The sequence below is a fragment of the Aquabacterium fontiphilum genome (assembly GCF_009909205.1).
In the GTDB taxonomy this organism is placed as follows: Bacteria; Pseudomonadota; Gammaproteobacteria; order Burkholderiales; family Burkholderiaceae_C; genus Aquabacterium; species Aquabacterium fontiphilum.
Genome location: NZ_JAAAPN010000001.1, coordinates 291,637 through 316,231 on the forward strand (window position 1 = coordinate 291,637; position 24,595 = coordinate 316,231).

The following is a 24,595-nucleotide window of genomic DNA, read 5'->3' on the forward strand; positions in this document are numbered from 1 at the left end:
ACCATGCTGCCTCACGCTGCCTGCGCGCGCTATGGCCTCATTGGCCTGCCGCTGGCGTTTGCTGCCATCCCGCTGTATGTGGTGCTGCCCGCGCACTACGGGCAGCAACTCGGCGTGCCCTTGGCGTGGCTGGGCGCGGTGCTGTTGCTCACACGCCTGGCAGATGCGCTGATCGACCCGCTGCTCGGGCGTTGGGTGGACAGGCTGTTGCAACGCCCGCGCGCCGGGGGGCGGTGGATGGCCTGGGCCTGCGTGCTGCTGGTGGCGGGCTTCGTGGCGGTGTTCTTTCCGCAGGTGGCGGGTGAGCAGGCGCTGCTGCTGTGGTGCGGGCTGACCGTCATGTTCACCTTCCTCGCCTACAGCCTGGCCACGGTGCTTCATCTTGCATGGGGCACACGCCTGGGCGGTGAGCCGCGACAGCGCACCCGGCTGGTGGCCTGGCGAGAGGGGTGCGGGCTGGTGGGCGTGGTGACGGCGAATGTGCTGGCCACACAGGCCGGGCCGGGGTGGACGGCCGTCACGTTGGCACTGACGCTGGGCTTGGGCGTGGCGCTGTTGATGCGCGCGCCGCAGCCGCTTGCGGCGCAGTCGGCGCCTGTTGCGGTTGCTGCGTCCTTGAGCCTGCCCTGGCAGGGCGCGGGCTTTCGTCGCCTGATGACGGTGTTTCTGCTCAACGGGATTGCCAGCGCCATACCGGCCACGCTGGTGCTGTTCTTCATCCAGGACCGGCTGGACGCCATGGCCTATGCGCCAGCCTTTCTCGGTGGCTACTTTCTGGTGGGCGCGCTGAGCGTGCCCTGGTGGGTGCGGTGCATCGCGCGGATCGGTCCCATGCGCGCGTGGGCCCTGGGCATGGGGCTGAGCGTGATGGGTTTCGTGGGCGTGCTGACGCTGGATGCGGGCGACGTGGCTGCCTTTGGCCTCGTGTGCCTGGCCACGGGGTGGGCGCTGGGGGCCGATTTGACGGCGCCCGGCACCTTGCTCACCGGTGTCGTGCATCGCGCGGGTCATCACGGCCAGGCTGAGGGCGCGTATGCCGGCTGGTGGCACTGGGCCACCAAGCTCAATCTGGCGCTGGCGGCGGGCGTGGCCCTGCCAGCGCTGCAGTGGCTGGGCTACGCGCCCGGCGCCCGCGACTCGGACGCGTTGTGGGCACTGACGCTGGCATACGGCGCATTGCCTTGTGGCCTCAAGCTGCTGGCGCTGGCGGCTTGCTGGCGATGGCGGGGCCACGCGGCGCTGGCTTCATGAAGGAGAAAACACCATGACCATGCAAATGTTGCGGACCATGCTGGCTGCGGGCGCGCTGGCGCTGCTGACTGTGCTGTCGGGCTGTGCCAGCCGACCCGTGCCGGCCGACTATGCGCAGGAGCAGCCCGCACTGGACCTGCGCAGCTACTTCAATGGCCCGCTGACTGCTCACGGCGTGTTCATCGACCGATCGGGCCGCGTCGTCAAGCGTTTCACCGTGAAGATGGTGGGCACCTGGCAGGGCGATACGGGTGTGCTTGAAGAAGATTTCGTGTTCAGCGATGGCAGCATCGATCGCCGGGTGTGGACGCTCAAGGATATGGGCAATGGCCGCTGGAGCGGCACGGCGGCCGATGTCGTGGGCCAGGCCAGCGGTGAAGCGGCTGGTAACGCGCTGAACTGGCGTTACACGCTCAAACTGCCCGTTGACGGGCGGGTCTACGAGGTGCAGTTCGACGACTGGATGTTCCTGGTCGATGAGCGCGTCATGCTCAACCGCGCGGTGATGAGCAAGTTCGGCATCCGGCTGGGCGAAGTGCTGTTGTCGTTCCGGCGGCCATGAGCACTCCCACGGCGCCAAGAGGTTCAAGATGTCGTTGAATCCCCAGATCACCCGGTGGACGGGGCGGACTGTCTGGCTGGTGGGGGCCTCCACCGGCATAGGACAGGCCACGGCCCGCCTGTTGCATGCCCGCGGCGCGCGGGTGGTGGTGTCTGCCCGCAATGCCGACGCCTTGAGCCGCTTCGCGGCCGCTCATCCCGGCAGCGTCGCGCTACCGGTGGACGTGACCGATGCCCGGGCGCTGCAGGATGCGCACGATGCGGCGTGCCAAGTGAGCCCCAACGGCGGACTGGATCTGGTGATGTACTGCGCCGGGTACTACCAGCCCATGCGAGCGGACAACTTCGATCTGCTTGAGGCGCTGCACCACCAGCGCATCAACTACGACGGCGCGCTCAACCTGCTGGCAGCCGTGCTGCCCACGCTGAGGCGCCAGCGCAGTGGCCACCTCAGCCTCGTCGCCAGCGTGGCGGGATTCCGCGGGCTGCCCAAGGCGCTGGCTTACGGCCCGACCAAGGCGGCCCTCAATAACCTGGCCGAGACGCTGTATCTGGATCTGCACCCGCTGGGCATTGGCGTTTCGGTGGTCAACCCGGGTTTCGTGCGCACGCCGATGACGGCCAACAACGACTTCAGCATGCCAGCCCTGCTGACGCCCGAACAGGCGGCACAGGCCATAGTCTCGGGCTGGGAATCGGGCCGGTTTGACATCCACTTCCCGCGCCGTTTCACATGGTGGTTGAAGCTGCTGCGGCACCTGCCCCACAGTCTGTACTTCCCCGCCGTGAGTCGCTTCACCGGCGAATGAAGGCTGGCGCTGTGGATTTCGCCACAGCCCGCCGCCACCATCGCCGAACAGCACTCAAGTCGGGGGGTGACGCGGTCGATGCTTCCGTCATGATGGCCTTGAGACGGGCGGCCATGCCCCCATCATGCAAGGCAGACAAAGCAATGAGCCTGGAGTCACAAGATGCACATGCTGTACAACTCGGATAGCTACGCGGTGGTCCAGATCGAGCTCCCCACCGGGGAGACCGTCTCCGCCGAGCCCGCGCTGACCCGCGGTGGCTACGAGATCGTCGACAAGTTCGCCCGCAAGGAGATTTTCATCCAGGGTGCGTTGGCCGAGACCTTCAAGCAAGGGGTCGAGGAGTTGATCGAGAACTCGCCTAGCGTCGAGGAGTTCGACGCCTACCTGGAGCGTTTTGCCGGCATGGCCCAGCAGCCTGTCGTGATGCATTGAACACTTGGGCTTGCCCGCAAGTTCAAGCTTGACCTTTCTTTGCCGATATCCGATCAGGGAGTGCTTTCCCTGATCGTTGGTCGGGCCCGGTGCCGCCTCGTCAGAGGTGGATGGGCTGAGGAAGGTCCATGTCACAAGTTTTCCTGCCTGCGTACTACCAGCCGTCTGCTCTGGCAGCGGCATGGTTGCTGGCGGTCTATGCCGTCTACCTGCAGGCCCTCATCGTTCGGCGCGTGCGCGCCAATGACCGGGACGCCGGCTTTGGCTGGTGGCTGGGCGGTGCCGTGTGCGTGGGCACGGGGGTGTGGGCCTCGACGTTGCTGAGTCTGGTGTCGCTCAAGCTGCCCATTCAGACCGGTTTTGTGCCCGACATCATTCTGGCGGCCTGGTTGCCGGCCGTGGTGATCTCGGGCATGACGATCTGGATGCTGACGCACACCCATCTGTCCAACCGTCTGCGGGCACTGGGCGGCGTGGCCATCGCCGTCGGTGTGCCCATGATCACCTTTGTGGACGTGTCGGCCATGATGCTGCGCCCCGAGGTTCACTGGCATGGCGGTTGGTCCCTGGGCGGCGTGGCCATGCTGGTGGCCGGGGCCGCGCTTGGTTCGGTACTGTTGCGGCGCAACCTGGCTGATGAACACGTCTTTCACAAGCTGCTGACCGTTGCGGTAGCCGCGGGCACCGTAATGGCGTTGGGCCAGTGGATGCTGGTTTTTGCAGTGCAGGTGCCTGCAGGAAGCTTCAGCCTGAGCACCGGGCAACTCAGTGGTGACTCCATCGAGTTCCTGCTGACGGCCACGGTGCTGATGCTGCTGGTCATGGGGCATCTCGGTACGGTTCAGGACGAAAAGTCCCATCATCGTCAGCAGCGGCTGGCGGCCTCGCTGCGGCAGGCGCAGAACGCGCTGGAGGAAGCGGCGCAGCAGGACAACCTGACGGGCCTGCCCAACCGAAATGGCTTTGAGCGAGCGCTCAAGCGCAAGATGGAAGGCGAGGGGGATGCGCCAGCCGACCTCAGCGTGATCGCCCTCACGATCGACGGCTTTCGCGCCTTTGTCGAAACCTATGGACACGCGCTCGGCGACGACCTGGTGCGTCATCTGGCCGGCCGGCTGCGCTCCGTGGCGCGCGAGGGCGATGTTCTCGCCCGGGCCGATTCTGACGAGTTCATGCTCATGTGTCCGGCCATGGGCGGTGAGCATCCCACGGCCCAACTGGCGCAGCGGCTGCTGGAGCTCGTTCGTGAGCCTTGCATGATCAACGGCCATGATCTGGCTGTGAGCGCGTCGATTGGCATCTCACACTACCCTGACAGCACGAATGTCGAGCAACTGCTGCGGCACGCCACCGACGCGATGCTGACGGCCCGTCGTGCGGGCGGCGGGGTGTACTGCTTCCATGAGCGTGGCATGGATCGCGGAAATGCTCAGCAGATCGAACTGCAGCGTGACCTGCGCCATGCCATCGAACGCAACGAGCTGTCGCTGTACTACCAGCCCAAGCTGCGAGCCGACAATGGCCGCCTGGCGGGGGTGGAGGCGTTGCTGCGCTGGCGCCACCCCACACGTGGCATGGTCAGCCCGGTCGAGTTCATTCCGGTGGCCGAGCGCTTCGGGCTGATTGGCGAACTCGGACAGTGGGTGCTCAATGAGGCCTGCCGGCAGGTGCGTGCCTGGCATGAAGAGGGCCTGGACATTCCGATCGCGGTCAATGTGTCACCTCATCAGTTGCGGCGTGCCGATCTGGAGCAGCGCGTGCGCGAAGCCGTGCGTCGCCATCGCGTGCCGGCTCGCATGCTGATCATGGAGATCACCGAGTCCGTGGCCATGGACGACATCGATGCGTCCATCCGCGTCTTCGACATGCTCGATGCCATCGGCGTGCGCCTGTCCATTGATGACTTTGGGACCGGCTACTCCAGCCTGAGCTACCTCCGCCGTCTGCCGGCACGGCAGCTCAAGATCGACCGCAGCTTTGTCAAGGATCTGGCCAACAGCCGGGATGCCCAGGCCATCGTCGAAGCCGTCGTGCGCCTGGCGCATGCGCTCGGGCTGAAGGTGGTGGCGGAGGGGGTCGAGACCCAGGACCAGGCCGACATCCTTGCGCAGCTGCAGTGCGACGAGTTGCAGGGCTTTCTTTTCGGGCGTCCCATGCCTGAGCACGAGCTCCTGGCCTGGCTGGTGCAGCGCGGCTGGCGGCCTGGTGTGGACACCCTGCGCGCAGCGCCCAGCGACACTGCGCCGCGCGGCGCCGCGCCGGCGGCCTTCGGGGAGGATGACATCGTCACCGCTTGGTCCGAGCTGGAGGAGTTGACGGGATGACCGGTTTGCCACCGGATGCGCTGAGCCAGTGGTGGGTACCGCTGGTTTTGCTCGCTCTTGCCTTGGTGGCGGGGGCGGCGCGCGGCTGGCTGGCTGGTCGGCGTGCCCGGGCCGTGCCACCGCCGCCACCGCTGCCGCCGGCCACACGGCAGCGCCCGGTCAGCGGGTCGTCCGGCGCCAAGACCGCTTTGTCCCTGGCGGCCGTGACGATGCCTTCTGCGGCCGTCGCGGCGGTTTCCTCCGCCGAACAATCGGACGCCATTTCTGCTCCCGTTTCTGCCCCCCTTCTGCACGATCCGCTGACCGGTCTGGCCAGCCGGCTGCTGCTGGAGGACCGCCTCGCCGCCGCCGTGATGCGCGCCGAGGCGCGCCAGCGGCGCTTCGCCTTGCTGTACATCGATCTGGACGGTTTCAAGCCCGTCAACGAATCCTTTGGCTATGGTGCGGGCGACCAACTGCTCAAGGAGGTTGGGCGGCGGCTCCAGGGACTGGGGCGCAGCACCGACGGGCTGGCCCGCATGGCCGGCGACGAGTTTCTGATGCTGCTTGATGGCGACCCTGACGCGAGCGCCGCGGCCCTGGTGGCTGATCGCGTGCGACAGGCGCTGCAACGCCCGTATCTTCTGCAGGGCAAGGAGGTACGGCTGTGCTGCTCGATCGGCATCGTGCTCTACCCGGATCACGGTCCCAAGGGGCGGCTGATCGCGCATGCGGACGCCGCCATGCTGGCAGCCAAGCGGGCGGGTGGCAATGTGCATTGCTTCTACGAGCCGCGCATGGAACAGGATGCGGAGGCCGCCATTGACATGCAGCGCGACCTGCGCGACGCCATCGAATCTGGCAAGGGCCTGTCGCTGCACTATCAGCCCAAGGTCGATGCGCGGCAGGGGCGGCTCACGGGTGTGGAGGCTTTGCTGCGCTGGCGGCACCTAGTGCGTGGCGCCGTCAGTCCTGTTGAGTTCATTCCGGTGGCCGAGCGCTTCGGTCTGATCGGTGCACTGGGGCAATGGGTGCTCGACGACGCTTGCCGGCAGCTGCATCAGTGGCGCGCCTCAGGGCGAGAGATGCGGGTCGCCATCAACCTGTCCATGCATCAGGTGCGACAGGCCGATCTGCCTGTGCGTGTGCAGGAGGCGCTGTCAAGACACGGTGTTCCCCCATCGTGCCTTACCTTCGAGGTGACGGAGTCGGCCGCAATGGAAGACCCGCAGGCCTCGTTGCGCCTGTTCGAGCGGCTGGCTGCCATTGGCGTGACGCTGTCCATCGATGACTTTGGCACCGGCTACTCCAGTCTCAGCTACCTGCGCAAACTGCCGGCCACGCAACTCAAGATCGACCGCAGCTTCGTTCAGGACCTCGAGCAGGAGGAAGACGCCCGCGCCATCGTCAAGGCTGTCGTCCGGCTTGCCCACGCGTTGGGGTTGACTGTGGTGGCGGAAGGTGTCGAGACCTCCGGCCAGCATGCTTTGCTCAGGCGCCTGGGCTGTGACGAGCTGCAAGGCTATCTCTTTGGTCGTCCGATGCCGGCCGACGAGTTGCTGCAGTGGACCAGCGGCCAGGGCCAGACGCCTTGATGCACGTGATCGCGCCCGGCGTGTCTCAGTCTCGGTGGTAGGCGGGCAGGGCGCTGCCGCAATGCCAGCAGTAGTCGGCATGGGCGCCGTGGCCCTCGGTCAGGCAGTGGTGGCAAGTGCGCGTCGTGGGCCGCGCGGCCATGCCTCGCTGCGCAGTCATCTCTGCCGTGACGATGCCCGTGGGCACCGCCAGGATGCCCCACCCCAGCAGCATCATCATGGCGGAGATCAGCCTGCCGAGGTCGGTGTGCGGCGTGATGTCGCCGAAACCCACGGTGGTCATGGTTGTGATGGCCCAGTACATGGCAGTCGGGATGCTGGTGAAGCCGTTGTCGGGCCCCTCGACCACGTACATGACCGTGGCCATGATCAGCACCACCATCAGCACGAACGACAGAAAGATCAGGATCTTGCGGCGGCTGGCCTTCAAGGCCTGACCGAGGGCCGTGTACTCTGAGACATACCCCGTGAGCTTGAACACACGGAACACGCGCAGCAGGCGCAGCACCCGCACGTCGATGAAGAAATGGGCTTCGGGCGCAATCAGCGCGAGGTAGCTGGGCAGAACGGCCAGCAGGTCGATCACGCCAAAAAAGCTGGTCGCATAGGCGACGGGCCGTCGCACACAGGCCAGACGCAGCAGGTACTCGATGGTGAAGCCGAGGGTGAAGCACCACTCCAGCACGTCGAACACCGAGCCATAGCGCTGGTTCATGGCCGGCACGCTGTCGAGCACGACCACCGTCACACTCACCAAAATGGCGGCGATCAAGGCCTGGTCGAACCAGCGGCCGGCCCGGGTATCGGCTTCGAAGATGATGGTGTAGGCGCGCAGGCGCCAGCCGCTCAGCGGCTTGTCGAGGTCGGTCACCATGACGACGTTATACCGCCGACGCGCCGCTTCTCTAAAATACTGGGATGAACCGAGCCACCGCCCTGCCGCCCGTCGAGCGACGACCCTACACCCGCGCAGCCCGCCTGCCGGACATCATGCGCGAGCGCATTGTGGTGCTCGACGGCGCCATGGGCACGATGATCCAGCGTTACAAGCTGGGCGAGGCCGACTACCGCGGCACCCGGTTCGCCGACCATCCCAAGGATCTCAAGGGCAACAACGAATTGCTGCAGCTGACCAAACCCGAGGTCATCCGCGAGATCCACGAGCAGTATCTGGCTGCCGGGGCCGACATCATTGAGACCAACACCTTTGGTGCCACCACGGTGGCTCAGGATGATTACGAGCTGCCCGAACTGGCGCGCGAGATGAACCTGGTCGCCGCCCGCATGGCACGCGAGGCCTGCGACAGGTACAGCACACCCGACAAGCCCCGATTTGCCGCTGGCGCCATCGGCCCGACGCCCAAAACCGCCAGCATCAGCCCCGATGTGAACGATCCCGGGGCGCGCAACATCGACTTCGATACCCTGCGTCAGGCCTATTACGAGCAGGCCCAGGCGCTGATGGAAGGCGGCTGCGATGTGTTTCTCGTCGAAACGATCTTTGACACGCTCAACGCCAAGGCGGCCATTTTCGCGATCGACCAGTTGTTCGAAGACACCGGCGAGCGCCTGCCCATCATCATCTCTGGTACGGTGACCGACGCCTCGGGTCGCATCCTGTCAGGGCAGACGGTCGGCGCCTTCTGGCACTCTGTGCGTCATGCTCACCCCTTGGCCGTCGGCCTGAACTGCGCGCTGGGTGCGGCCCTCATGCGCCCTTATGTGGAAGAGCTCGCCAAGATCGCTGGCGATACCTTCATCAGCTGCTACCCGAACGCCGGCCTGCCCAACCCGATGAGTGACACGGGCTTTGACGAGACCCCGGAGATCACCGGCGGCCTGGTCGAGGAGTTTGCCCGTGCCGGCTTCCTCAACATCGCGGGTGGCTGCTGCGGCACCACGCCCGATCACATCGCCGAGATTGCCCGGCGCGTGGGGCAATGGAAGCCCCGCTGTCTGCACGACGGGCAGGCAGCGGGCTTCCTCAGCGCCCTGCGGGCGTGAGGGCGTGAGGGCGCGCGCTCACCACGGGCCAGGCTGTGGCTCGTCGACCAATCGGCCTGCGTCATAGCTCTGCTCAGCCAGACGGGCGTCAATCTGGGCGCGATCCGCGGGATCCAGCCAGGGCGTGCGCGACAGGATCCACAGGAACTCACGGTTTGGCTCGCCCACCACGGCGTAGCGGTAGTCGTCCGCCAGCTGGATCACCCAGTACGGGGCCCACACTGCGTTGATCCACGCCAGGAATGTCGGGGCGAAACGCACTTCCAGCTTGGCCGTGTCGGTGCCTTGTGCCACCGGGATCCCCAGGAACTTGGGCGGCTTGACCCGTGCCGCCCCGATCACCTGACTCTTGCCGCGGTTGGCCGTGCTGCAGGTGTTGATGACCTCGATCTGGCCGGTCATCAGCAGCCGGTAATCCGCTGTGGTGTTTGCCACGCACTGACGTTGAAAGGTATTGGGGTAGTAAGCGATCTGATACCAGCGGCCCTGGAACTGCTTCAGGTCCACGGAGGGCACCGTCTGCAGAGGGGGCCGGCTTTGAGCGTAGGCAGGCAGCACCGTCGCACTGGTCAGGCAGACCGACAACAGCAGGGCAGGGAAGGACCTCATCCATCGGCTCCCAAGAGTGGATGATCGACGTTACACAAGTTCCTCACCTGATGGGGTATGCCCATGCCGCCGAGGCCGGCTTCAACGCGACGTCGCATGCCATGCCGGGGCGCATTTCACGCCTGATGGTGCGCTCCAGCGGGCTACCTCAGGTTTGGAACCGTGCCACCAGCGCCGACAGGTGGTCGGCCTGATGTCGCAGGCTCTCGGCCGCCGCGGCAGATTCCTCCACCAGCGCAGCATTTTGCTGGGTGACCTGATCGAGCTGGCCGACGGCGTCGCTGACCTGCCCGATGCCCGTGGTCTGTTCGATGCTCGCCGTGCTGATCTCGCCGATCAAGGCGGCGACATGCTGCACCTGGGAGACGATCACCGCCATGGCCTGCCCTGCTTCGCTGACCTGTGTGTTGCCTCGGTCGGTCTTGTCTACGCTGGTGCCGATCAGGGCTTTGATCTCGCGTGCGGCCTCGGCGCTGCGCTGGGCCAGCGTACGCACCTCGCCGGCCACGACCGCAAACCCGCGGCCCTGTTCACCGGCGCGTGCGGCCTCGACTGCTGCATTGAGCGCCAAAATGTTGGTCTGGAAGGCAATGCCGTCGATCACACCGATGATGTCGGTGATCTTGCGTGCGCTGGCGGCGATCTCCTGCATGGTGTCGACCGCCTCTTGCATCAGGGCGCCGCCACGGTCAGCCGCTTCCCGGGCATCCGCCGCCAGCGCGCTCGCCGAGCGCGCCGTCTCCGCGTTCTGGCGCACGGTGGCGCTGAGCTCTTCCATGGATGCCGCCGTCTGCTGCAGATTGGATGCCTGCTCCTCCGTGCGCTGAGACAGATCGGCATTGCCGGTGGCGATCTGGCCCGAGCCCGTGGCGATCGAGTCGGATGACTGGCGCACTTCGCCCACCAGCTGTGCCAGGCGGGCACGCATGTCTTCCAGCGACGCGCGGACGCTGCCATCGGCGGCCAACCCACGGACATCCGCCGGGCGCAGGTCGCCTTGGGCCACGCGCCGCGCCAAGGCGCCGAGGTCACGCGGCTCGGCGCCAAGGGCCCGGGTCAGCGCGCGCGTGATGGCCACGCTCAATCCCGTCGCCAGCAACAGCCCGACGGCGGTCAACGCCACGAGACCCTGGCGTGACAGCGCCTGCTGCTGCGCCTGCTCGCCGACCTCGGCTGACGCCAGTTGCTGTACATGCTGAAGATACCCTTGGGTGTCCGCGGTCAGCGCCGCCAGCAGCGGCATGCAATCGCGGTTCATGCGCTGGATGGCCGTCTCACGCTGGCCCTCGTCGATCAGGCGGAGGATGGCCATCGCCACGTTCGCGTAGCGGGTCTCGGTGGCCAACAACTGTGCCACGAGCTGGCGTTCGGGGTCGTCCGGCGGCGTATCGCGGTGGACCTGTGCTTCGAGCGCCTTCAGCCGCTCGCCGATCGCACTGTGCGCAGCGATCAGCGCGGCTCGGTGAACGGCGCGGTCGCCGTCATCGGCCAGGATGGCATTGCGGGCCGCGATCGCCCGTGCGTTGGTGCGGTCCTGTACTTGCTGGACCAGGGCCAAGCGCTCGGCCGTGTGGTGCACGTAATGTGCGTAAGCATCGTGGGATCGGGTCTGCAGCACGACGCCCGTGAGGGCGGTCGTCAGGAGCAGTGCGGCAAGAAGCGCAAACCCGACACCCAGTTGGGTGCGGACGCGCCAGGAGGTGAGTGTCATGGCTGGCCTTTCTGGGGGGACATCCGATTACCGATGCGACATGGCCCGAAAGGCGCGGGCAGGTCACGGTATGAATGCTGAGACCAAATCCCCTTCCCGATGAGGGGAATAAAACCCTATTCGTATCCCAGTTTTTACGCGTAGGGGTCCCCGAAGCCCAGTTCGGCCAGAATCTCGCGCTCCTGCGCCTCCATGGCGTCAGCCTGCTTTTTCTTCACGTGGTCCCAGCCTTGCGCGTGCAGCGTCCCGTGCACCAGCATGTGCGCGTAATGCGCCACCACGTCCTTGCCCTGCTCCTCGGCCTCCCGTTCGATCACCGGGGCGCAGAGGATCAGGTCGGCCGTCACCACCGGCTCGCGGGCGTAATCGAAGGTGAGCACATTGGTGGCGTAGTCCTTCTTGCGGAAATCACGGTTCAGCGCCTGGCCCTCTTCGGCGTCGACAATGCGCACGGTGAGTTCGGCATCCGACTTGAGCGCGGCGCGCACCCAGCGTGCGACCTTGTGGCGGGGCAACAGATCGCGGTGGCGTTTGTCGGCGAATTGCAGCGAGAGGGACAACGACGGTTTCATGCAGGTTCAGGTGGTACGGTCCGGGGCGGTGTCCGGGTCAGCCGGGCCGCGGTCGGCGCGGCGCCGGGCGTCCGGCTCGCGTGATTGTGCCGCCTGGGCTGCGTCATAGGCTTCGACGATGCGGGCCACCAGCGGATGGCGCACCACGTCGGCCGCCGTGAAGTGCGTGAAGGCCACGCCTTTGACCCGTTTGAGGATGCGCTCGGCCTCGATCAGGCCGCTGCGCGCGCCGCGGGGCAGGTCGATCTGGCTGATGTCGCCCGTCACGACGGCCTTGGTGCCAAAGCCGATGCGCGTGAGGAACATCTTCATCTGCTCGGGCGTGGTGTTCTGGGCTTCGTCCAGGATCACGAAGGCGTGGTTGAGCGTGCGCCCGCGCATGAAGGCCAGCGGTGCGATCTCGATGAGCCCCTTTTCGAAGGCCTTGGTCACGCGGTCGAAGCCCATCAGGTCATACAGCGCGTCGTACAGCGGGCGCAGGTAGGGGTCGACCTTCTGGGTCAGGTCGCCAGGCAGAAAGCCCAGTCGCTCGCCGGCCTCAACCGCGGGCCGGGTCAGCACGATGCGTTGCACCGCGCTGCGTTCCAGCGCATCGACGGCGCAGGCCACGGCCAGAAAGGTCTTGCCCGTGCCGGCCGGCCCGATGCCGAAGGTCAGGTCATGGTCGAGGATGTGGCGCAGGTAGGCCACCTGGTTGGGTGTGCGTCCCTGCAGGTCAGCTCGCCGGGTGTGCAGCAGCGGCCCGTCTGCGGTGTCGTCGTCGTCGTCAGGGGGGGCCGAGCCTGCGCCGCGACCACCACCTTTGGGCCGCAGACGGCTGGCCATGCTCAGCTGAACGGCCTCCAGGCTCAGCGGCCGCTCGGTGCGGGCGTACAACTCGTCGAGCAGGCTGGCCACCGCCGCCACCACATGCCGCTCCCCTTCGATGCGAAAGCGCTCGCCACGCCGGCTCAGCGTGACCTGAAAGCCGGCCTCGATGGCCCGCAGGTGCTCGTCGAGCGGGCCGCACAGGCGGGCAAGGCGGCCGTTGTCGGCGGGGGCGAGGCTGTGGCGAAGGAGCATGTGGGAAGAGTAGACGACGTTGTGTCAAAGATGGCGGGCAAATTGTCGCCTGCCGGGCGCTTCCCGGTGTGACATCTCTTGCGACAATGGTGCGCATCCCGTCGAGGGCCATGTTGGCCGCGCAGGGCGGACGGGACACACGATGCAAGACACGCAGCACAACATACCCGAGGGTCAGGATTCTTCCGTTTCGCCGCGGCTCGGCCGGATGGCGGTCTGGGCGCGCGCGCGCGCCGGGTGGATCGGGCTGGCCCTGGTCAGCCTGGTGCTGGCGGCCATCACCGGCTCGGCCGTCTGGTGGCTCAGCCAGTCTTCTGGCGCGCTGACCCAGCCGTCGGGGGCCAGCCGTGAAGCCGGCGTGCAGGAACTGACCCGGGCCTGGTCTGTTGTCGGTGAGCAAGCCGTGTACCCGCTGGGTGCCGTGGGTCGCCTGGTGATGCTGCCTGACGAATGGGCACGCAGCCACCCTGGCCATCAGGGCGCCGTCTGGTATCGCTTTCTGTTCGATGCGCCGCCTCCCGATGCACGGGCAGACCTGCTGGCCCTGCACATCGAGCGCGCTTGCTCGGCCGTCGAGGTTCACCTCAACGGCCAATTGCTCTACCGCAGCGGTCGTCTGCGTGAGCCTGTGGCGCGCCAGTGTCACCGGCCGCACCTCGTGCCGCTACCGTCTGCTCTGATGCAGGGGCGAGACAACCAGCTCGACCTGAAGGTCGTGGGCTATCCGCTGGAGCGGGTCACGGCGCGCGAGCGCGCCGGTGGGCTCGCCGGCGTGAAGATTGGCCCTTTGCCGGCGCTGCGCAGCCTGCACGAGGCGCAGGTGTTCTGGACGTCCACCGTCTCGCAGGTGTTGGGCGGGGTGCTGCTGGTGCTGGGCGCGTTCGCGCTGGGGCTGGCGTGGGTCCGACGTCTGCCCTACCTGGTCTACTTCGGGCTGCTGACCATCGGTTGGGCGCTGTCCAGCGGGCGCTTCTGGGCGGAGGACTGGCCGGTGCCCAACGCGGCGCTGGAGCTGCTGGTGGCCTTCATCTTCGCCCCCATGACCGGGCTGGCCGTGCAATTCCTGCTGGGCTATGCCGGCGATGCGCGTCTCGTGATCCGCGGCGTTGACTGGCGGCGTCGCATTGTCTGGGGGTTGTGGGCGCAATGCCTGCTGTTCCCGCTGACGGTGCTGGTCGCGGGCGAGTCGCTGCTGTTCTTGGTCACGCGGGTGTGGTTCACGCTGTTTGCGCTCGAGCTGTTTACGGCCATCACCTACTTCCTGTGGGTGGCGGGCCGGGGCGGGCGCGTCGAGTTCTGGCTGATGAGTGTGGCGCTGGGCGCGGTGGCCGCCGTGGTCGGCATCGAGCTGGCCTTCCAGTTTGGCTGGCTGCAGGTCTGGGGCGTGCACATCACGCACCTGGTCATGCCGCTGCTGTATGCGGCCGTCGCCGTGCGCCTGATCCAGGTGTATGCCCGCGCGCTCCAGACCGCCGAGGGGGCGCGCGTGCAGCTTGAGAAGCGCGTGCAGGAAATCAGCATCGAGATCGAGCGCAACTTCACGCAGATCGCCGAGTTGCGGGTCGAGCAGATCGCCGAGCGCGAACGCAAGCGCATCGCGGCCGACCTGCACGATGACCTGGGGGCCAAGCTGCTGACCATCGTGCACACCAGCGACAACGACCGCATCTCCACACTGGCGCGCGAGGCACTGGAAGAGATGCGTTTGTCGGTGCGCGGGCTGACGGGCCGCCCGATGGTGCTGTCCGATGCCTTGGCCGACTGGCGCAGCGAAGTGGTCTCGCGCCTGGGGCAGGCGGGCATTGAATGCGAATGGCGCAACCCCAACGACACCATCGAAGAGCCGCTGTCGTCGCGCACCTATGTGCAAACGACGCGCATCGTGCGCGAGGCGGTGAGCAACATCATCAAGCACAGTGCAGCCTCGCACGTCATCATTTCGGCCGATGTGAACCTCGAGCAGCACGATTTCGTGCTCGTCATCCAGGACAATGGCCGTGGCATTCCGCTGGAGCTCGATGGTCGACTCGACCGCGGCCACGGCATGACCACGATGAAGCACCGGGCCAAGCAGCTCAACGGGCAGTGTCTGGTGGAGTCCGGCCCCGGATTTGGCACCGTGATCCGCCTGACCTTGCCGCTGGAGATCGCCAGCGTGCAACAAGTCCGGGCGCACGCTGCCCCCGGTTCACCGCCTCCTGCTAGCATGGAGGCTCACACGCGATGAGGCGTCAAGCATGAAGCAAATCCTCTTGTTGGAAGACCTGCCCGAAATCCGGGCCTGGCTCAAGACGCTGGCGTTCCAGGTGTTTCCCGGCGCGCAGATCAGTGAGGCTTCCCGCATTCACGATGCGCTGGAGCTGGTCAATGCCATGCGTTTTGATGTGGCCATGGTCGACCTGGGCCTGCCTGATGGCTCCGGTGTCGAGGTGGTGCAGGCGCTGCGCGACAAGCAGCCCGACACCCAGTCGGTCGTCGTGACCATCCACGATGACGACGAACACCTCTTCCCTGCGCTGCAGGCCGGTGCCTTTGGCTACCTGCTCAAAGAGCAGTCGCGCGAACAACTCGCCGAGCAACTGCACCGCATCAGCCAGGGTGAGCCGCCGCTGTCGCCGTCGATCGCCCGCCGGGTGATCCAGTACTTCACGGCCCAGGCGCGCATGCAGCCCGCCCAGCAGCCCGACACCGTCACGCCGCATGTGCAGCTCACCGACCGCGAGAACGAGGTGTTGCTGCGCGTGGCCAAGGGTTTCACGCTGCCCGAAATCGGCCAGCAGCTCAACCTGTCGCGCCACACCATCGCCGACTACGTCAAGCAAATCTACCGCAAGCTCAACGTGTCGTCGCGCGCAGAAGCGGCGCTCGAGGCACAGCGCCTGGGCCTGTTCCGTCGCTAAACTGGCTGGATGATTGCCCGCTTGAGCGGGGTGCTGGCCGAGAAGGCCCCGCCCTTTGTGCTGGTCGACGTTCACGGTGTCGGCTATGAAGTCCAGGTGCCGATGAGCACCTTCTACAACCTGCCCGAGCTGGGCGGCAAGGTGACGCTGCTCACGCAGTTCATCGTGCGCGAAGATGCGCAGCTGCTGTTCGGTTTTCTCACCGCCGCTGAGCGCGAATCGTTTCGCGAGCTGATCAAGGTCAGCGGCGTGGGGCCGCGCATTGCGCTCGCCCTGCTGTCGGGCCTCAGCGCCAACGAGCTGGCGCAGGCCGTGTCGGCCCAGGACACCTCGCGGCTGGTCAAGGTGCCAGGCATCGGCAAGAAGACAGCAGAGCGCCTGCTGCTGGAACTCAAGGGCAAGCTGGCGCCGGCGCTCGTGCTGCCCGGGCAGGCCCCGGCGTCCGACGCCCAGGCCGACATCCTTCAGGCCTTGGTGGCGCTGGGCTACTCTGACAAGGAGGCTCAGGTCGCGCTCAAGGCGCTGCCACCGGACGTGTCTGTCAGCGAGGGCATCAAGCAGGCCCTCAAGGCACTGGCGCGCTGATGCAGCTATCATCGGCCGCCATGAATTCGGTATGGGCACGATCGGGCGGGTGGTCCGCGTGGCGCGCGCGATGCGCCAGCTGGGCTGGATGGGGGACATGCGCGCTGACGCTGAGTCTGGCGACCGTGGCGCCCTCGGCATCCGCGGCGCGCGAGGGGCAGCCGCCCGTGGATTCGGCTGCGGGTTTCTGTCAGCAGGTCGTGCGCAAGTTGCCCAACGTTTCTGCGGCACTGTGCGCGAGCGCCCAGCTCGGCCACAGTTCCGCACGCTCTGTCAAGGGGATGCCGCTGTTCCAGCGCGATGTGGTGTCGCCCAACGCGCAGTTGCGCGTGCTGGTGGTCGGCGGCATTCATGGCGATGAGCTGTCATCGACTGCGCTGGCCTTGCACTGGATTCGCGCCGCCAAGGAGACGCCGTCCAACATCCATTGGCGCTTCGTGCCCTTGATGAACCCGGACGGCATGCTGCGGGCCAAGCCCACGCGCATGAACGCCAACGGGGTGGATCTGAACCGCAACTTCCCCACACCCAACTGGGACAAGGAAGCCACGCACTACTGGCAGCAACGCACCCGCAAGGACCCACGCCGCTATCCTGGTCCGAGACCCCTGTCAGAGCCCGAGTCGCGCTGGCTGCACGACGAGATGGAGCGCTGGAAGCCGCATCTGATTGTCTCGATCCACGCGCCTTATGGCGTGCTGGATTTCGACGGTCCCACCGTGCCTCCCGAGCGTCTGGGGCGCCTGTACCTCGACCAGGTCGGCATCTTCCCCGGCAGCCTGGGCAACTACGGCGGTGTGCACAAAAAGGTGCCGGTGGTCACAATCGAGCTGCCCAGCGCCATCCGTACCCCGCAAGAGGCCGAGATCCGCCAGATGTGGCTCGACCTGCTGCGCTGGACCGCCGACCGCCTCGGCGCGGGCTGAGCGCTGCCGGGGCGTCCCTGCAGGCGCTCAGGCCCCTCAACGCGTTGGGGGTGACTGACCGTCTGGCAGGTGTGCCAGGATGTCCAGCAGGCGCTGGATCTGAAGCGGTTTGACCAGGTAGTGGTGGAAGCCGGTCTGCAGCGCCCGCGCGATGTGCTCGGGCAGCGCGTCGCCGCTCAGCGCAATCCACTGCACGCGTTTGTGGGCGGGCTGCTGGCTCAGGCGCCGACACAGATCGAGCCCCGAGCCGTCCGGCAGGCCGATGTCGATCAGCGCCACATCGGGCTGGACGGACTCGATCAAGGTGGCGCCCTCGGCGGCCGTTTCGGCAGCATGCAGGCGCACCTGCGGGTAGGGTGCGAACAGGGCTTCGACCAGGCTGCGGTTGAGCGCGTTGTCTTCGACATGGACCACACGCAGCGCCGGCAGTACCACGGTGGGCGAAGGCTTGCGCGTGGCGGCGCGCCCCGTCTGGGTTTCCGCCAGCGGCAGGTGCAGCGAGAACACGCTGCCGTGGCCCAGCGTGCTGCTGACCGCGATGCGGCCGTGCATCAGCTCGGCCAGGCGCTGCGAGATGGCCAGACCCAAGCCGTTGCCTGCGCCCCCTGCCTCGGGCGCGTTGGCCAGGCGGGTGAAGGGCTGGAAGAGGCGCGGCAGGTCGTCGGCCGAGATGCCGAAGCCCTGGTCGCGTACCTCCACGATGCCTTCCTGCGAGTCGGGCGAGACCTTGCCCACCAGCCACACCGTGCTGCCCGGTGCGCTGAACTGGATGGCGTTGCGCAGCAGGTTGAGCAGGATGGCCCGGGTGTGCTGCCCGTCGGCCCAGACGGCCGGCGACTGGCTGTCGAGCACCACGGTGATGCGGCGCTGGCGGGCTTCTTCGTCCACCGCAGCCGAGACGTCCTTGAGCAGGGCGCTGAGCTCGACGCGCTGCGTGCGGGGGCGCACCGGGGCGGCTTCAAGCTGGGTGTAGTCCAGCGCCTGGTCCAGCAGATGCAGCAACTGATGGCCGGCGGCGTGCAGATGCGACAGGTGACGTCGCGTGGTGTCGTCCATGTTGGCCGCGGCCGTCATCTCCAGCAGCTGGGTGAAGCCCAGGATGGCATTGAGCGGCGCCCGCATGCCGTGGCTCAGGCGCGACAGGAACTCGGTGCGCGTGGCCAGCGCAATCTCGGTTTCGAGTCGGCGATCGTGCTCGGCCTCCGCCCGGCGCCGATCACCCAGATCGGTCAGTACCTCGATGTAGCGGTGAATCTCGCCGTCGGCGCCCTGGATGGGGTGAACCGAGCGGGCCACCCAGAAGGCTTCGCCATCCTTGCGGTGATGGCATACGGTCAGCTTGTCGAGGCCCTGGCCGTGCGACAACGACTGGTTGATGCGCGCGATCGTGGCCGGATCGGTCTGGGGGCCGCTGAGCAACTCTTCGGGCAACTGACCATGGCATTCGGTCAGCGTGAAGCCGGTCATGCGTGTGAAGGCCGGGTTCACCCAGGTGATGCAGCGGCGTGCGTCGCACATGAGGATGGCGTCCGTCACGCGGTCGGCAATCAGGGCCAGTTCCTGGTTGGTGGCCTGGGCGCGCTGCAGGGCAGACTGCAGCTGCAGGATCTGTTGTGCCTGCGGGTCCGTGGCGGCCTCGCGGGCCTGTTCTGGCGTGTCGGCAGGACGTTGGGACATGTCTCGGCTCCGAACCGTTGGAGGGTCAGTGTACGGGTATCGGGCCCATGTCGCCACCAGGGAACGTCACCGGATGTGAACGGTCACCCACAGGCATTTCCGGGCTTGGCAAGGGTACATGGTGTGCGGCTACGCTTACGGGGTTTCTGTTTCCTGGCCTGGCCGTTCATGTCTGACATTTATCGTTTCGACGCGCAATCCATTTCTGGCGAAACCGTGCCGCTGTCGCAGTACCGCGGGCAGGTCATGCTCATCGTCAACACCGCCAGCAAGTGCGGCTTCACGCCGCAGTTCGAGGGGCTGGAGCAGCTGTGGCAGAGCCACGGCCCGCGCGGCCTGGCGATCCTGGGCTTTCCGTGCAACCAGTTCGGTGGGCAAGACCCGGGCAGCAACGACGAGATCGCCGGCTTCTGTCAGCGCAACTACGGTGTGAGCTTCCCGATGATGGCCAAGATCGATGTGAACGGCCCGGATGCCCATCCGCTGTACCGCTATCTGGTCGAACAGGCGCCCGGCATCCTGGGCACCAAGGCCATCAAATGGAACTTCACCAAGTTCCTGGTGGGGCGCGATGGCCGTGTGCTGGGCCGCTATGCGCCCACCGATTCGCCCAAGTCGCTGATCAAGGACATCGAGGCCGCGCTGGCGGCCAGCGCTTGACGCGAGCGTGTGGCAAAAAGCCCGAGCGCCTGCATCGGGTTTGCGCTTTGCTGCTTCAATGCGCGATCCAACACCCAATTTGCGAGGATCACGATGAAGCTGATGGATTACGGCGTCAAGCCGATCGATTTCCAGAACCCGGGCACCGCGTCGCGCGATGCGGCTGACGGGCTGACGCGCCGCAGCTTCGTGGTGACCTCGCTGGCCTCGGGCTTTGCCGTGGCCTCACAGCCGCTGCTGGCGCAGGCTATCACCACCGACACCAAGGGGCTGGTTGCTGGTGAGGTGCAGATCCCGGTGGCCGGCGGGCAGATCCCCGCTTACCGCGCCATGCCGGCCAAGGCGGGCAAGCACCCGGTGGTGCTGGTGGTGCAGGAGATCTTCGGTGTGCACGAGCACATCAAGGACATGTGCCGCCGCTACGCCAAGGCCGGTTACTACGCGATCGCGCCCGAGATGTTCGCGCGCCAGGGCGATGTCTCGAAGATGACGGACATCAACGCCATCCTGTCGCAGGTGGTCTCCAAGGTGCCCGATGCGCAGGTGTGCGCCGATCTGGACGCGGCCGTGGCCTTTGCCGGCGCCAGCGGCCGTGCAGACACGCGCCGCGTGGGCCTGGTGGGCTACTGCTGGGGCGGTCGCACGGCCTGGATCTACGCGCACCACAACCCGAAGCTGAAGGCCGCGGTGGCCTACTACGGCCTGCTCAGCGGCATGAAGTCCGACATCAAGCCGGCCGATCCGGTCGACCTGGCCGAGCAAATCAAGGTGCCGGTGCTGGGCCTGTATGCCGGCATCGACGCCTACATTCCGATGGAGGTGGTCGACCGCATGCGCGCCGGCCTGGCCAAGTCAGGCAGCGGCTCCGAGATCATCGTGTTCCCCAATGTGAACCACGGTTTCAACGCCGATTACCGCCCCACGTATGACAAGGGGGCGGCGCGCTATGCGCAGCAGCTGGCCTTCGACTGGCTCAAGGACCACGGCGCCTGATTCAGGCGCCCAGCGACCGGGCGTGGTGGGCGATGTGATCGGCCACCACGCTCTGGATGAAGTAATAGCCGTGGTCGTAGCCCGCATGGCGGCGCAGCGTCAGCGGTTGCGTCACCTTGGCACACGCGGCCTCGAAGGCCTCTGGGTGCAACTGTGTGGGCAGAAACTTGTCGGCCAGGCCCTGATCGATGAGGATGCCCTCCGGGTAAGGCACGGCCTGCTGCTGCGCCATCAGGCAGGCGGCGTCGTGCGCCGCCCAGCGGCTGCGGTCGGGCCCCAGGTAGCCGGAAAAGGCTTTCTCGCCCCACGGGCAGTTGACCGGGTTGGCAATGGGCGCAAAGGCCGAGACGCTGCGGTACTGCCCGGGGTGGCGCAGCGCGAGCGTCAGCGCCCCATGGCCGCCCATTGAGTGGCCGAAGATGCCCGCGCGCGCCGGGTCCGCCGGCAGGTGCTGGCCCACCAGGCCATGCAGCTCTTGCGTGAGGTAGGTTTCCATGCGCCAGTGCGCCGCCCAGGGCGCTTCGGTCGCATCCAGATAGAAGCCGGCACCCACGCCGAAGTCCCAGCTGTCGGCCTGGCCGGGGAGGTCGGTGCCGCGTGGGCTGGTGTCGGGCGTCACGATGGCCAAGCCGTGCTGCGCGGCGTGCTGCTGCGCACCGGCCTTGATGGCAAAAGTCTCTTCGGTGCAGGTTAGCCCGGCGAGGTAGAACAACACCGGTACCCGCGCCCCGGGTTGCAGCGCCTGCGGCGGCAGGTAGACGCCGAACTGCATCGGCAGGCCGATGACGTCGGATGCATGGCGGTAGAAGCGCTGCACGCCGCCAAAGCAGGCGTGCTCGCTGAGCAGCTCCAGCGCCATGTCAGAACACCACCACGGAGCGGATCGATTCGCCGCGCTTCATCAGGTCGAAGCCCTCGTTGATCTGTTCGAGCTTGAGCTTGTGGGTGATCAGGCTGTCGATGTTGATCTTGCCGTCCATGTACCAGTCGACGATCTTGGGCACGTCGGTGCGGCCGCGGGCGCCACCGAAGGCCGAGCCTTCCCATTTGCGGCCGGTCACCAGTTGGAAGGGGCGGGTGCTGATCTCTGCGCCCGCTTCGGCCACGCCGATGATGATGCTGCGGCCCCAGCCCTTGTGCGTGCACTCCAGTGCCTGGCGCATGACCTTGGTGTTGCCGATGCATTCGAAGCTGTAGTCGGCGCCGCCATCCGTCAACTGCACGATGGCGTCGACGATGTTGCCGCCTGCGGCCTCGATGTCCTTGGGATTGAGGAAGTGCGTCATGCCGAACTGGCGTGCCATGGCTTCGCGCTCGGGGTTGATGTCGATGCCGATGATCTTGTCGGCCCCGACCATCTTGGCGCCCTGGATCACGTTCAGGCCGATGCCACCCAGACCGAACACGGCCACGTTGGCGCCGGCTTCGACCTTGGCGGTGAACAGCACGGCGCCGATGCCAGTGGTCACGCCGCAGCCGATGTAGCAAATGGTCTCGAAGGGCGCGTCTTCACGCACCTTGGCCAGCGCGATCTCCGGCACGACGATGTGGTTGGCAAAGGTCGAGGTGCCCATGTAGTGCAGGATGGGCTCGCCATTGAGCGAGAAGCGGGAGCTGCCATCGGGCATCAGGCCCTTGCCCTGCGTGGCGCGGATCTTCTGGCAGAGGTTGGTCTTGCGGCTCAGGCAGAACTTGCACTGACGGCATTCGGGCGTGTAGAGCGGGATGACGTGGTCGCCCTTGCGCAAGCTGGTCACGCCGGGGCCCACATCGACCACCACACCGGCGCCTTCGTGGCCCAGGATGGCCGGAAACAGGCCTTCCGGGTCGGCGCCCGACAGTGTGTAGTAGTCGGTGTGGCAGATCCCGGTGGCCTTGACCTCGACCAGCACCTCGCCCTCGTGTGGGCCGGCCAGGTCGACGGTCTCGATGGTCAAGGGGGCGCCTGCTTTCCAGGCCACGGCTGCGCGGGTTTGCATGGTGGGGTCCTTCTTGTTCGACGTGTTCAACGGGTTGCCCACGATACCGAAAAAGCCGTGTGCCTGCTCAGCAGCAGCCGCCAGAAGCGCCAGCCGAACCGCCGCCCGAGGCCGTCGCACTGCCGGCGTCGAAGGGGATGCTGCTGCCGCAGCCTTCGAACAAACCGTAGTGTGCGCTGAAGTCCCCGATGAACGCGAAATGACGCGCAAAGCGCGTCTCGTGCAGCATGCGGAAGGTGTTGCCGCAGACGGGGAAGACGCGCCCCGTCTCGATGGCGTGGTGCTTGTCGAGCATGAAGCCGTGAGGCTGGTTGGGGATGCTGCCCTGGTAGATCACGGCCTGGCCATGGTCTTCGCAGGCGTCTTCCAGTGCGTCGAGCTTGAACAGGCGGTAGGTAGCCGAATAAAAGCGCAAGGGGCCGGTCTTGGCGGCCAGGGCCGGGTCGGTGACCGCCAGGGGGCGGTCGTCCACCAGGCGCGGGTCAATGAAGCCCGCGCCCCGGGCCAGGCGCAAGAAATCGTTCCAGTACAGCGCGCCGCCCAGGCACTCGCCGTAGAGCACCGGGTCGTTGCGCACCGCGTCGGGCACGCGACGGTCGGCGTAGACGTCCGAGAAATAGAACTCGCCACCGGGTTTGAGCAGGCGCTGCACGCCGGCCAGCACGGCGGCCTTGTCCGGCGACAGGTTCACCACGCAGTTCGACACTATCACATCGAAGCTGCTGGGCGCCAGATCCAGTTCATCCAACCGTTCGATGTAGCCGTGCAGAAAGCGCACGTTGTCGTAGCCAAAGGCCTCGGCATGGTAGGCCTGATGGGCGCGGGCCACGGCCAGTTGTTCGTCGGTCATGTCCACGCCCACGACCTCGCCCGTGGGGCCCACCAGTTGGGCCAGCGCGTATACATCGCGGCCCGAGCCACAACCCAGGTCCAGCACGCGGCAGCCTTCCAGCAAGGGCGGGCACACCAGGCCGCAGCCGTAGTAGCGCGAGAGCACCTCGGGGTGGATCTTGGCCAGCAGGGGTTTGAGCCACTCGGGCACCTGGCTGATGTCGCAGCAGGCGGTGGTCTTGAGATCGGCCGTGCTGCTGAGCTGCTTGCCGTAATAGTCTTGAACCAGGTCGTGCATGGTCAGGGCTCCTGTGTGGGGGATGTGTTCGATGAGGATGAGGCTGGCTGCAGCGTCGTGCCTGTCGGGAAGCGACACGGCTGATCGCGGGCCACGAAGTGCAGGTCGGCGAAGCCGGCCCGGGCGCGCTCGCCAGTGTTGTCGGTGTCCGAGGCGACGGCCAGCAAGGCGGCCTGGTGCTCGAAGGCGCCGAAGTGCCGGCGCGCATCGGCCAGCACATCGCGGCGCTCGGTCACCCAGCGGCCGGCTTCGGTCGCGCCGCTGCGCGTGACGATCATCTGCGTGCGGTCGGTGTAGGCGTTGGGTCGAGTGGTGCCCACCGGGTGGCGGTTGTCCCACACGTAGTTGAGTGCGGCGTCGGGCACCTGTTGGCCAAACAGGCTGCGGGCCAAAGCCAGCTGGGCGCGCACGCCAAAGCTCAGGGCCTCGGGCGGCAGCTTCAGTGCCACGTAAACACGGGCGGCATAGTCGTCGCCGGCCTTGCGCGTCAGGTCGGCGGTTTTCAGCACGTCATCGACGCGCCAGCGCCAGCACAGCACGGGGGTGTTGGTGAGCGTGATGGCCAGTGGGCGAGCCATCAAGGCCATGCTGGCGTCGGCCTGCGCCTCGATGCCGGTCACGCCATCCCAGGTGGTGACGCGGTAGCGAGTGGGGGTGAGCCGCTCGTTGAGGCGCACCAGCTGCCACGGCGCAGGCACCTGGGCCGACGGCTGGTGGAACTGGCCTACCATGACGATGGCCGCCGGCGGTGCGGCGGGTGGGGTGGGCGGTGTGGGTGGGGTGTCCAGGGGCAACATGGGGTAATGCGTGCCTGTGGGGTGAGTGGGGCGGAGT

Annotated in this window: 23 protein-coding genes; 13 read left to right on the forward strand and 10 right to left on the reverse strand. The window is 66.7% G+C overall.

The window, feature by feature from the left end:
* Positions 1-3 precede the first annotated feature (3 nt).
* The 6 genes from GTZ97_RS01205 (at position 4) to GTZ97_RS01230 (ending at position 6,954) form a co-directional block, all read left to right on the forward strand.
* Positions 4-1,251, forward strand: coding sequence for an MFS transporter (locus tag GTZ97_RS01205; RefSeq protein ID WP_161648670.1), 1,248 nt, complete (start codon positions 4-6; stop codon positions 1,249-1,251).
* Between the two features lie 19 nt (positions 1,252-1,270).
* Entirely contained in the window at positions 1,271-1,813 is a 543-nt protein-coding gene (locus GTZ97_RS01210; RefSeq protein ID WP_161648860.1) for a DUF3833 domain-containing protein, read from the forward strand.
* A 28-nt stretch (positions 1,814-1,841) separates the two neighbouring features.
* Positions 1,842-2,621 carry an SDR family NAD(P)-dependent oxidoreductase gene (locus GTZ97_RS01215; protein ID WP_161648671.1) on the forward strand — a complete coding sequence of 260 codons (780 nt, stop codon included), beginning with the start codon at positions 1,842-1,844 and terminating at the stop codon, positions 2,619-2,621.
* 162 nt (positions 2,622-2,783) lie between these two features.
* Positions 2,784-3,056, forward strand: a complete 273-nt coding sequence (locus tag GTZ97_RS01220; protein WP_161648672.1) for a BTH_I0359 family protein — start codon at positions 2,784-2,786, stop codon at positions 3,054-3,056.
* Positions 3,057-3,184: 128 nt separating this feature from the next.
* Positions 3,185-5,380 (forward strand): putative bifunctional diguanylate cyclase/phosphodiesterase, encoded by a 2,196-nt coding sequence (locus tag GTZ97_RS01225; RefSeq protein WP_161648673.1) that lies wholly within the window; start codon positions 3,185-3,187, stop codon positions 5,378-5,380.
* The gene (locus GTZ97_RS01230) at positions 5,377-6,954 is read left to right on the forward strand and encodes a putative bifunctional diguanylate cyclase/phosphodiesterase (protein ID WP_161648674.1); all 1,578 of its coding nucleotides are present in this window, start codon (positions 5,377-5,379) and stop codon (positions 6,952-6,954) included. The genes GTZ97_RS01225 and GTZ97_RS01230 overlap by 4 nt, the downstream gene beginning before the upstream one ends.
* A 25-nt stretch (positions 6,955-6,979) precedes the next feature.
* Here the strand turns inward: GTZ97_RS01230 and GTZ97_RS01235 are convergent, their stop codons facing one another.
* Entirely contained in the window at positions 6,980-7,828 is an 849-nt protein-coding gene (locus GTZ97_RS01235; RefSeq protein WP_161648675.1) for an ion transporter, read from the reverse strand.
* Positions 7,829-7,872: 44 nt separating this feature from the next.
* On the opposite strand from GTZ97_RS01235, the gene GTZ97_RS01240 reads away from it, so the two are divergent.
* A complete protein-coding gene (locus tag GTZ97_RS01240; RefSeq protein WP_161648676.1) occupies positions 7,873-8,958 on the forward strand; it encodes a homocysteine S-methyltransferase family protein in 1,086 nt (361 codons plus the stop codon).
* Between the two features lie 18 nt (positions 8,959-8,976).
* On the opposite strand, the gene GTZ97_RS01245 is transcribed toward GTZ97_RS01240, so the two are convergent.
* The 4 genes from GTZ97_RS01245 to GTZ97_RS01260 form a co-directional block, all read right to left on the reverse strand.
* Positions 8,977-9,567 carry a lipocalin family protein gene (locus tag GTZ97_RS01245; RefSeq protein ID WP_161648677.1) on the reverse strand — a complete coding sequence of 197 codons (591 nt, stop codon included), beginning with the start codon at positions 9,565-9,567 and terminating at the stop codon, positions 8,977-8,979.
* Between the two features lie 148 nt (positions 9,568-9,715).
* Entirely contained in the window at positions 9,716-11,278 is a 1,563-nt protein-coding gene (locus tag GTZ97_RS16925) for a methyl-accepting chemotaxis protein (protein ID WP_161648678.1), read from the reverse strand.
* 134 nt (positions 11,279-11,412) lie between these two features.
* Complete coding sequence (ybeY, locus tag GTZ97_RS01255; protein WP_161648679.1) at positions 11,413-11,850, reverse strand: rRNA maturation RNase YbeY; 438 nt, start codon at positions 11,848-11,850, stop codon at positions 11,413-11,415.
* A 6-nt stretch (positions 11,851-11,856) separates the two neighbouring features.
* Positions 11,857-12,912, reverse strand: coding sequence for a PhoH family protein (locus tag GTZ97_RS01260; protein ID WP_161648680.1), 1,056 nt, complete (start codon positions 12,910-12,912; stop codon positions 11,857-11,859).
* Between the two features lie 142 nt (positions 12,913-13,054).
* Between GTZ97_RS01260 and GTZ97_RS01265 the strand changes: the two genes are divergently transcribed.
* Genes GTZ97_RS01265 through GTZ97_RS01280 form a run of 4 tightly spaced genes read left to right on the forward strand, consistent with a single transcriptional unit; the run spans position 13,055 to position 17,323 of the window.
* On the forward strand, positions 13,055-15,139 hold the full coding sequence (locus GTZ97_RS01265) for a sensor histidine kinase (RefSeq protein WP_161648681.1): 2,085 nt from the start codon (positions 13,055-13,057) through the stop codon (positions 15,137-15,139).
* A 10-nt stretch (positions 15,140-15,149) separates the two neighbouring features.
* Positions 15,150-15,812: a response regulator gene (locus GTZ97_RS01270; protein ID WP_161648682.1), complete on the forward strand. Its 663-nt coding sequence runs from the start codon at positions 15,150-15,152 to the stop codon at positions 15,810-15,812.
* A 9-nt stretch (positions 15,813-15,821) separates the two neighbouring features.
* A complete protein-coding gene (gene ruvA, locus GTZ97_RS01275) occupies positions 15,822-16,397 on the forward strand; it encodes a Holliday junction branch migration protein RuvA (RefSeq protein ID WP_161648683.1) in 576 nt (191 codons plus the stop codon).
* Positions 16,398-16,417: 20 nt separating this feature from the next.
* A complete protein-coding gene (locus GTZ97_RS01280) occupies positions 16,418-17,323 on the forward strand; it encodes a M14 family murein peptide amidase A (RefSeq protein ID WP_161648684.1) in 906 nt (301 codons plus the stop codon).
* A gap of 36 nt (positions 17,324-17,359) precedes the next feature.
* Here GTZ97_RS01280 and GTZ97_RS01285 read toward each other — a convergent pair whose 3' ends face one another.
* Entirely contained in the window at positions 17,360-19,000 is a 1,641-nt protein-coding gene (locus tag GTZ97_RS01285) for an ATP-binding protein (protein WP_161648685.1), read from the reverse strand.
* A gap of 168 nt (positions 19,001-19,168) precedes the next feature.
* Between GTZ97_RS01285 and GTZ97_RS01290 the strand changes: the two genes are divergently transcribed.
* Together GTZ97_RS01290 and GTZ97_RS01295 are read left to right on the forward strand one after the other, a co-directional pair.
* Positions 19,169-19,660, forward strand: a complete 492-nt coding sequence (locus GTZ97_RS01290; protein WP_161648686.1) for a glutathione peroxidase — start codon at positions 19,169-19,171, stop codon at positions 19,658-19,660.
* A gap of 93 nt (positions 19,661-19,753) precedes the next feature.
* Positions 19,754-20,653, forward strand: a complete 900-nt coding sequence (locus GTZ97_RS01295) for a dienelactone hydrolase family protein (protein ID WP_161648687.1) — start codon at positions 19,754-19,756, stop codon at positions 20,651-20,653.
* A 1-nt stretch (position 20,654) separates the two neighbouring features.
* Here the strand turns inward: GTZ97_RS01295 and fghA are convergent, their stop codons facing one another.
* The 4 genes from fghA to GTZ97_RS01315 form a co-directional block, all read right to left on the reverse strand.
* A complete protein-coding gene (gene fghA, locus GTZ97_RS01300; RefSeq protein ID WP_161648688.1) occupies positions 20,655-21,512 on the reverse strand; it encodes an S-formylglutathione hydrolase in 858 nt (285 codons plus the stop codon).
* Between the two features lies 1 nt (position 21,513).
* Positions 21,514-22,632 carry an S-(hydroxymethyl)glutathione dehydrogenase/class III alcohol dehydrogenase gene (locus tag GTZ97_RS01305; RefSeq protein ID WP_161648689.1) on the reverse strand — a complete coding sequence of 373 codons (1,119 nt, stop codon included), beginning with the start codon at positions 22,630-22,632 and terminating at the stop codon, positions 21,514-21,516.
* 67 nt (positions 22,633-22,699) lie between these two features.
* Entirely contained in the window at positions 22,700-23,761 is a 1,062-nt protein-coding gene (locus GTZ97_RS01310; protein WP_161648690.1) for a methyltransferase domain-containing protein, read from the reverse strand.
* A 2-nt stretch (positions 23,762-23,763) separates the two neighbouring features.
* Entirely contained in the window at positions 23,764-24,558 is a 795-nt protein-coding gene (locus tag GTZ97_RS01315; RefSeq protein ID WP_161648691.1) for a DUF3047 domain-containing protein, read from the reverse strand.
* Between the last annotated feature and the right edge of the window lie 37 nt (positions 24,559-24,595).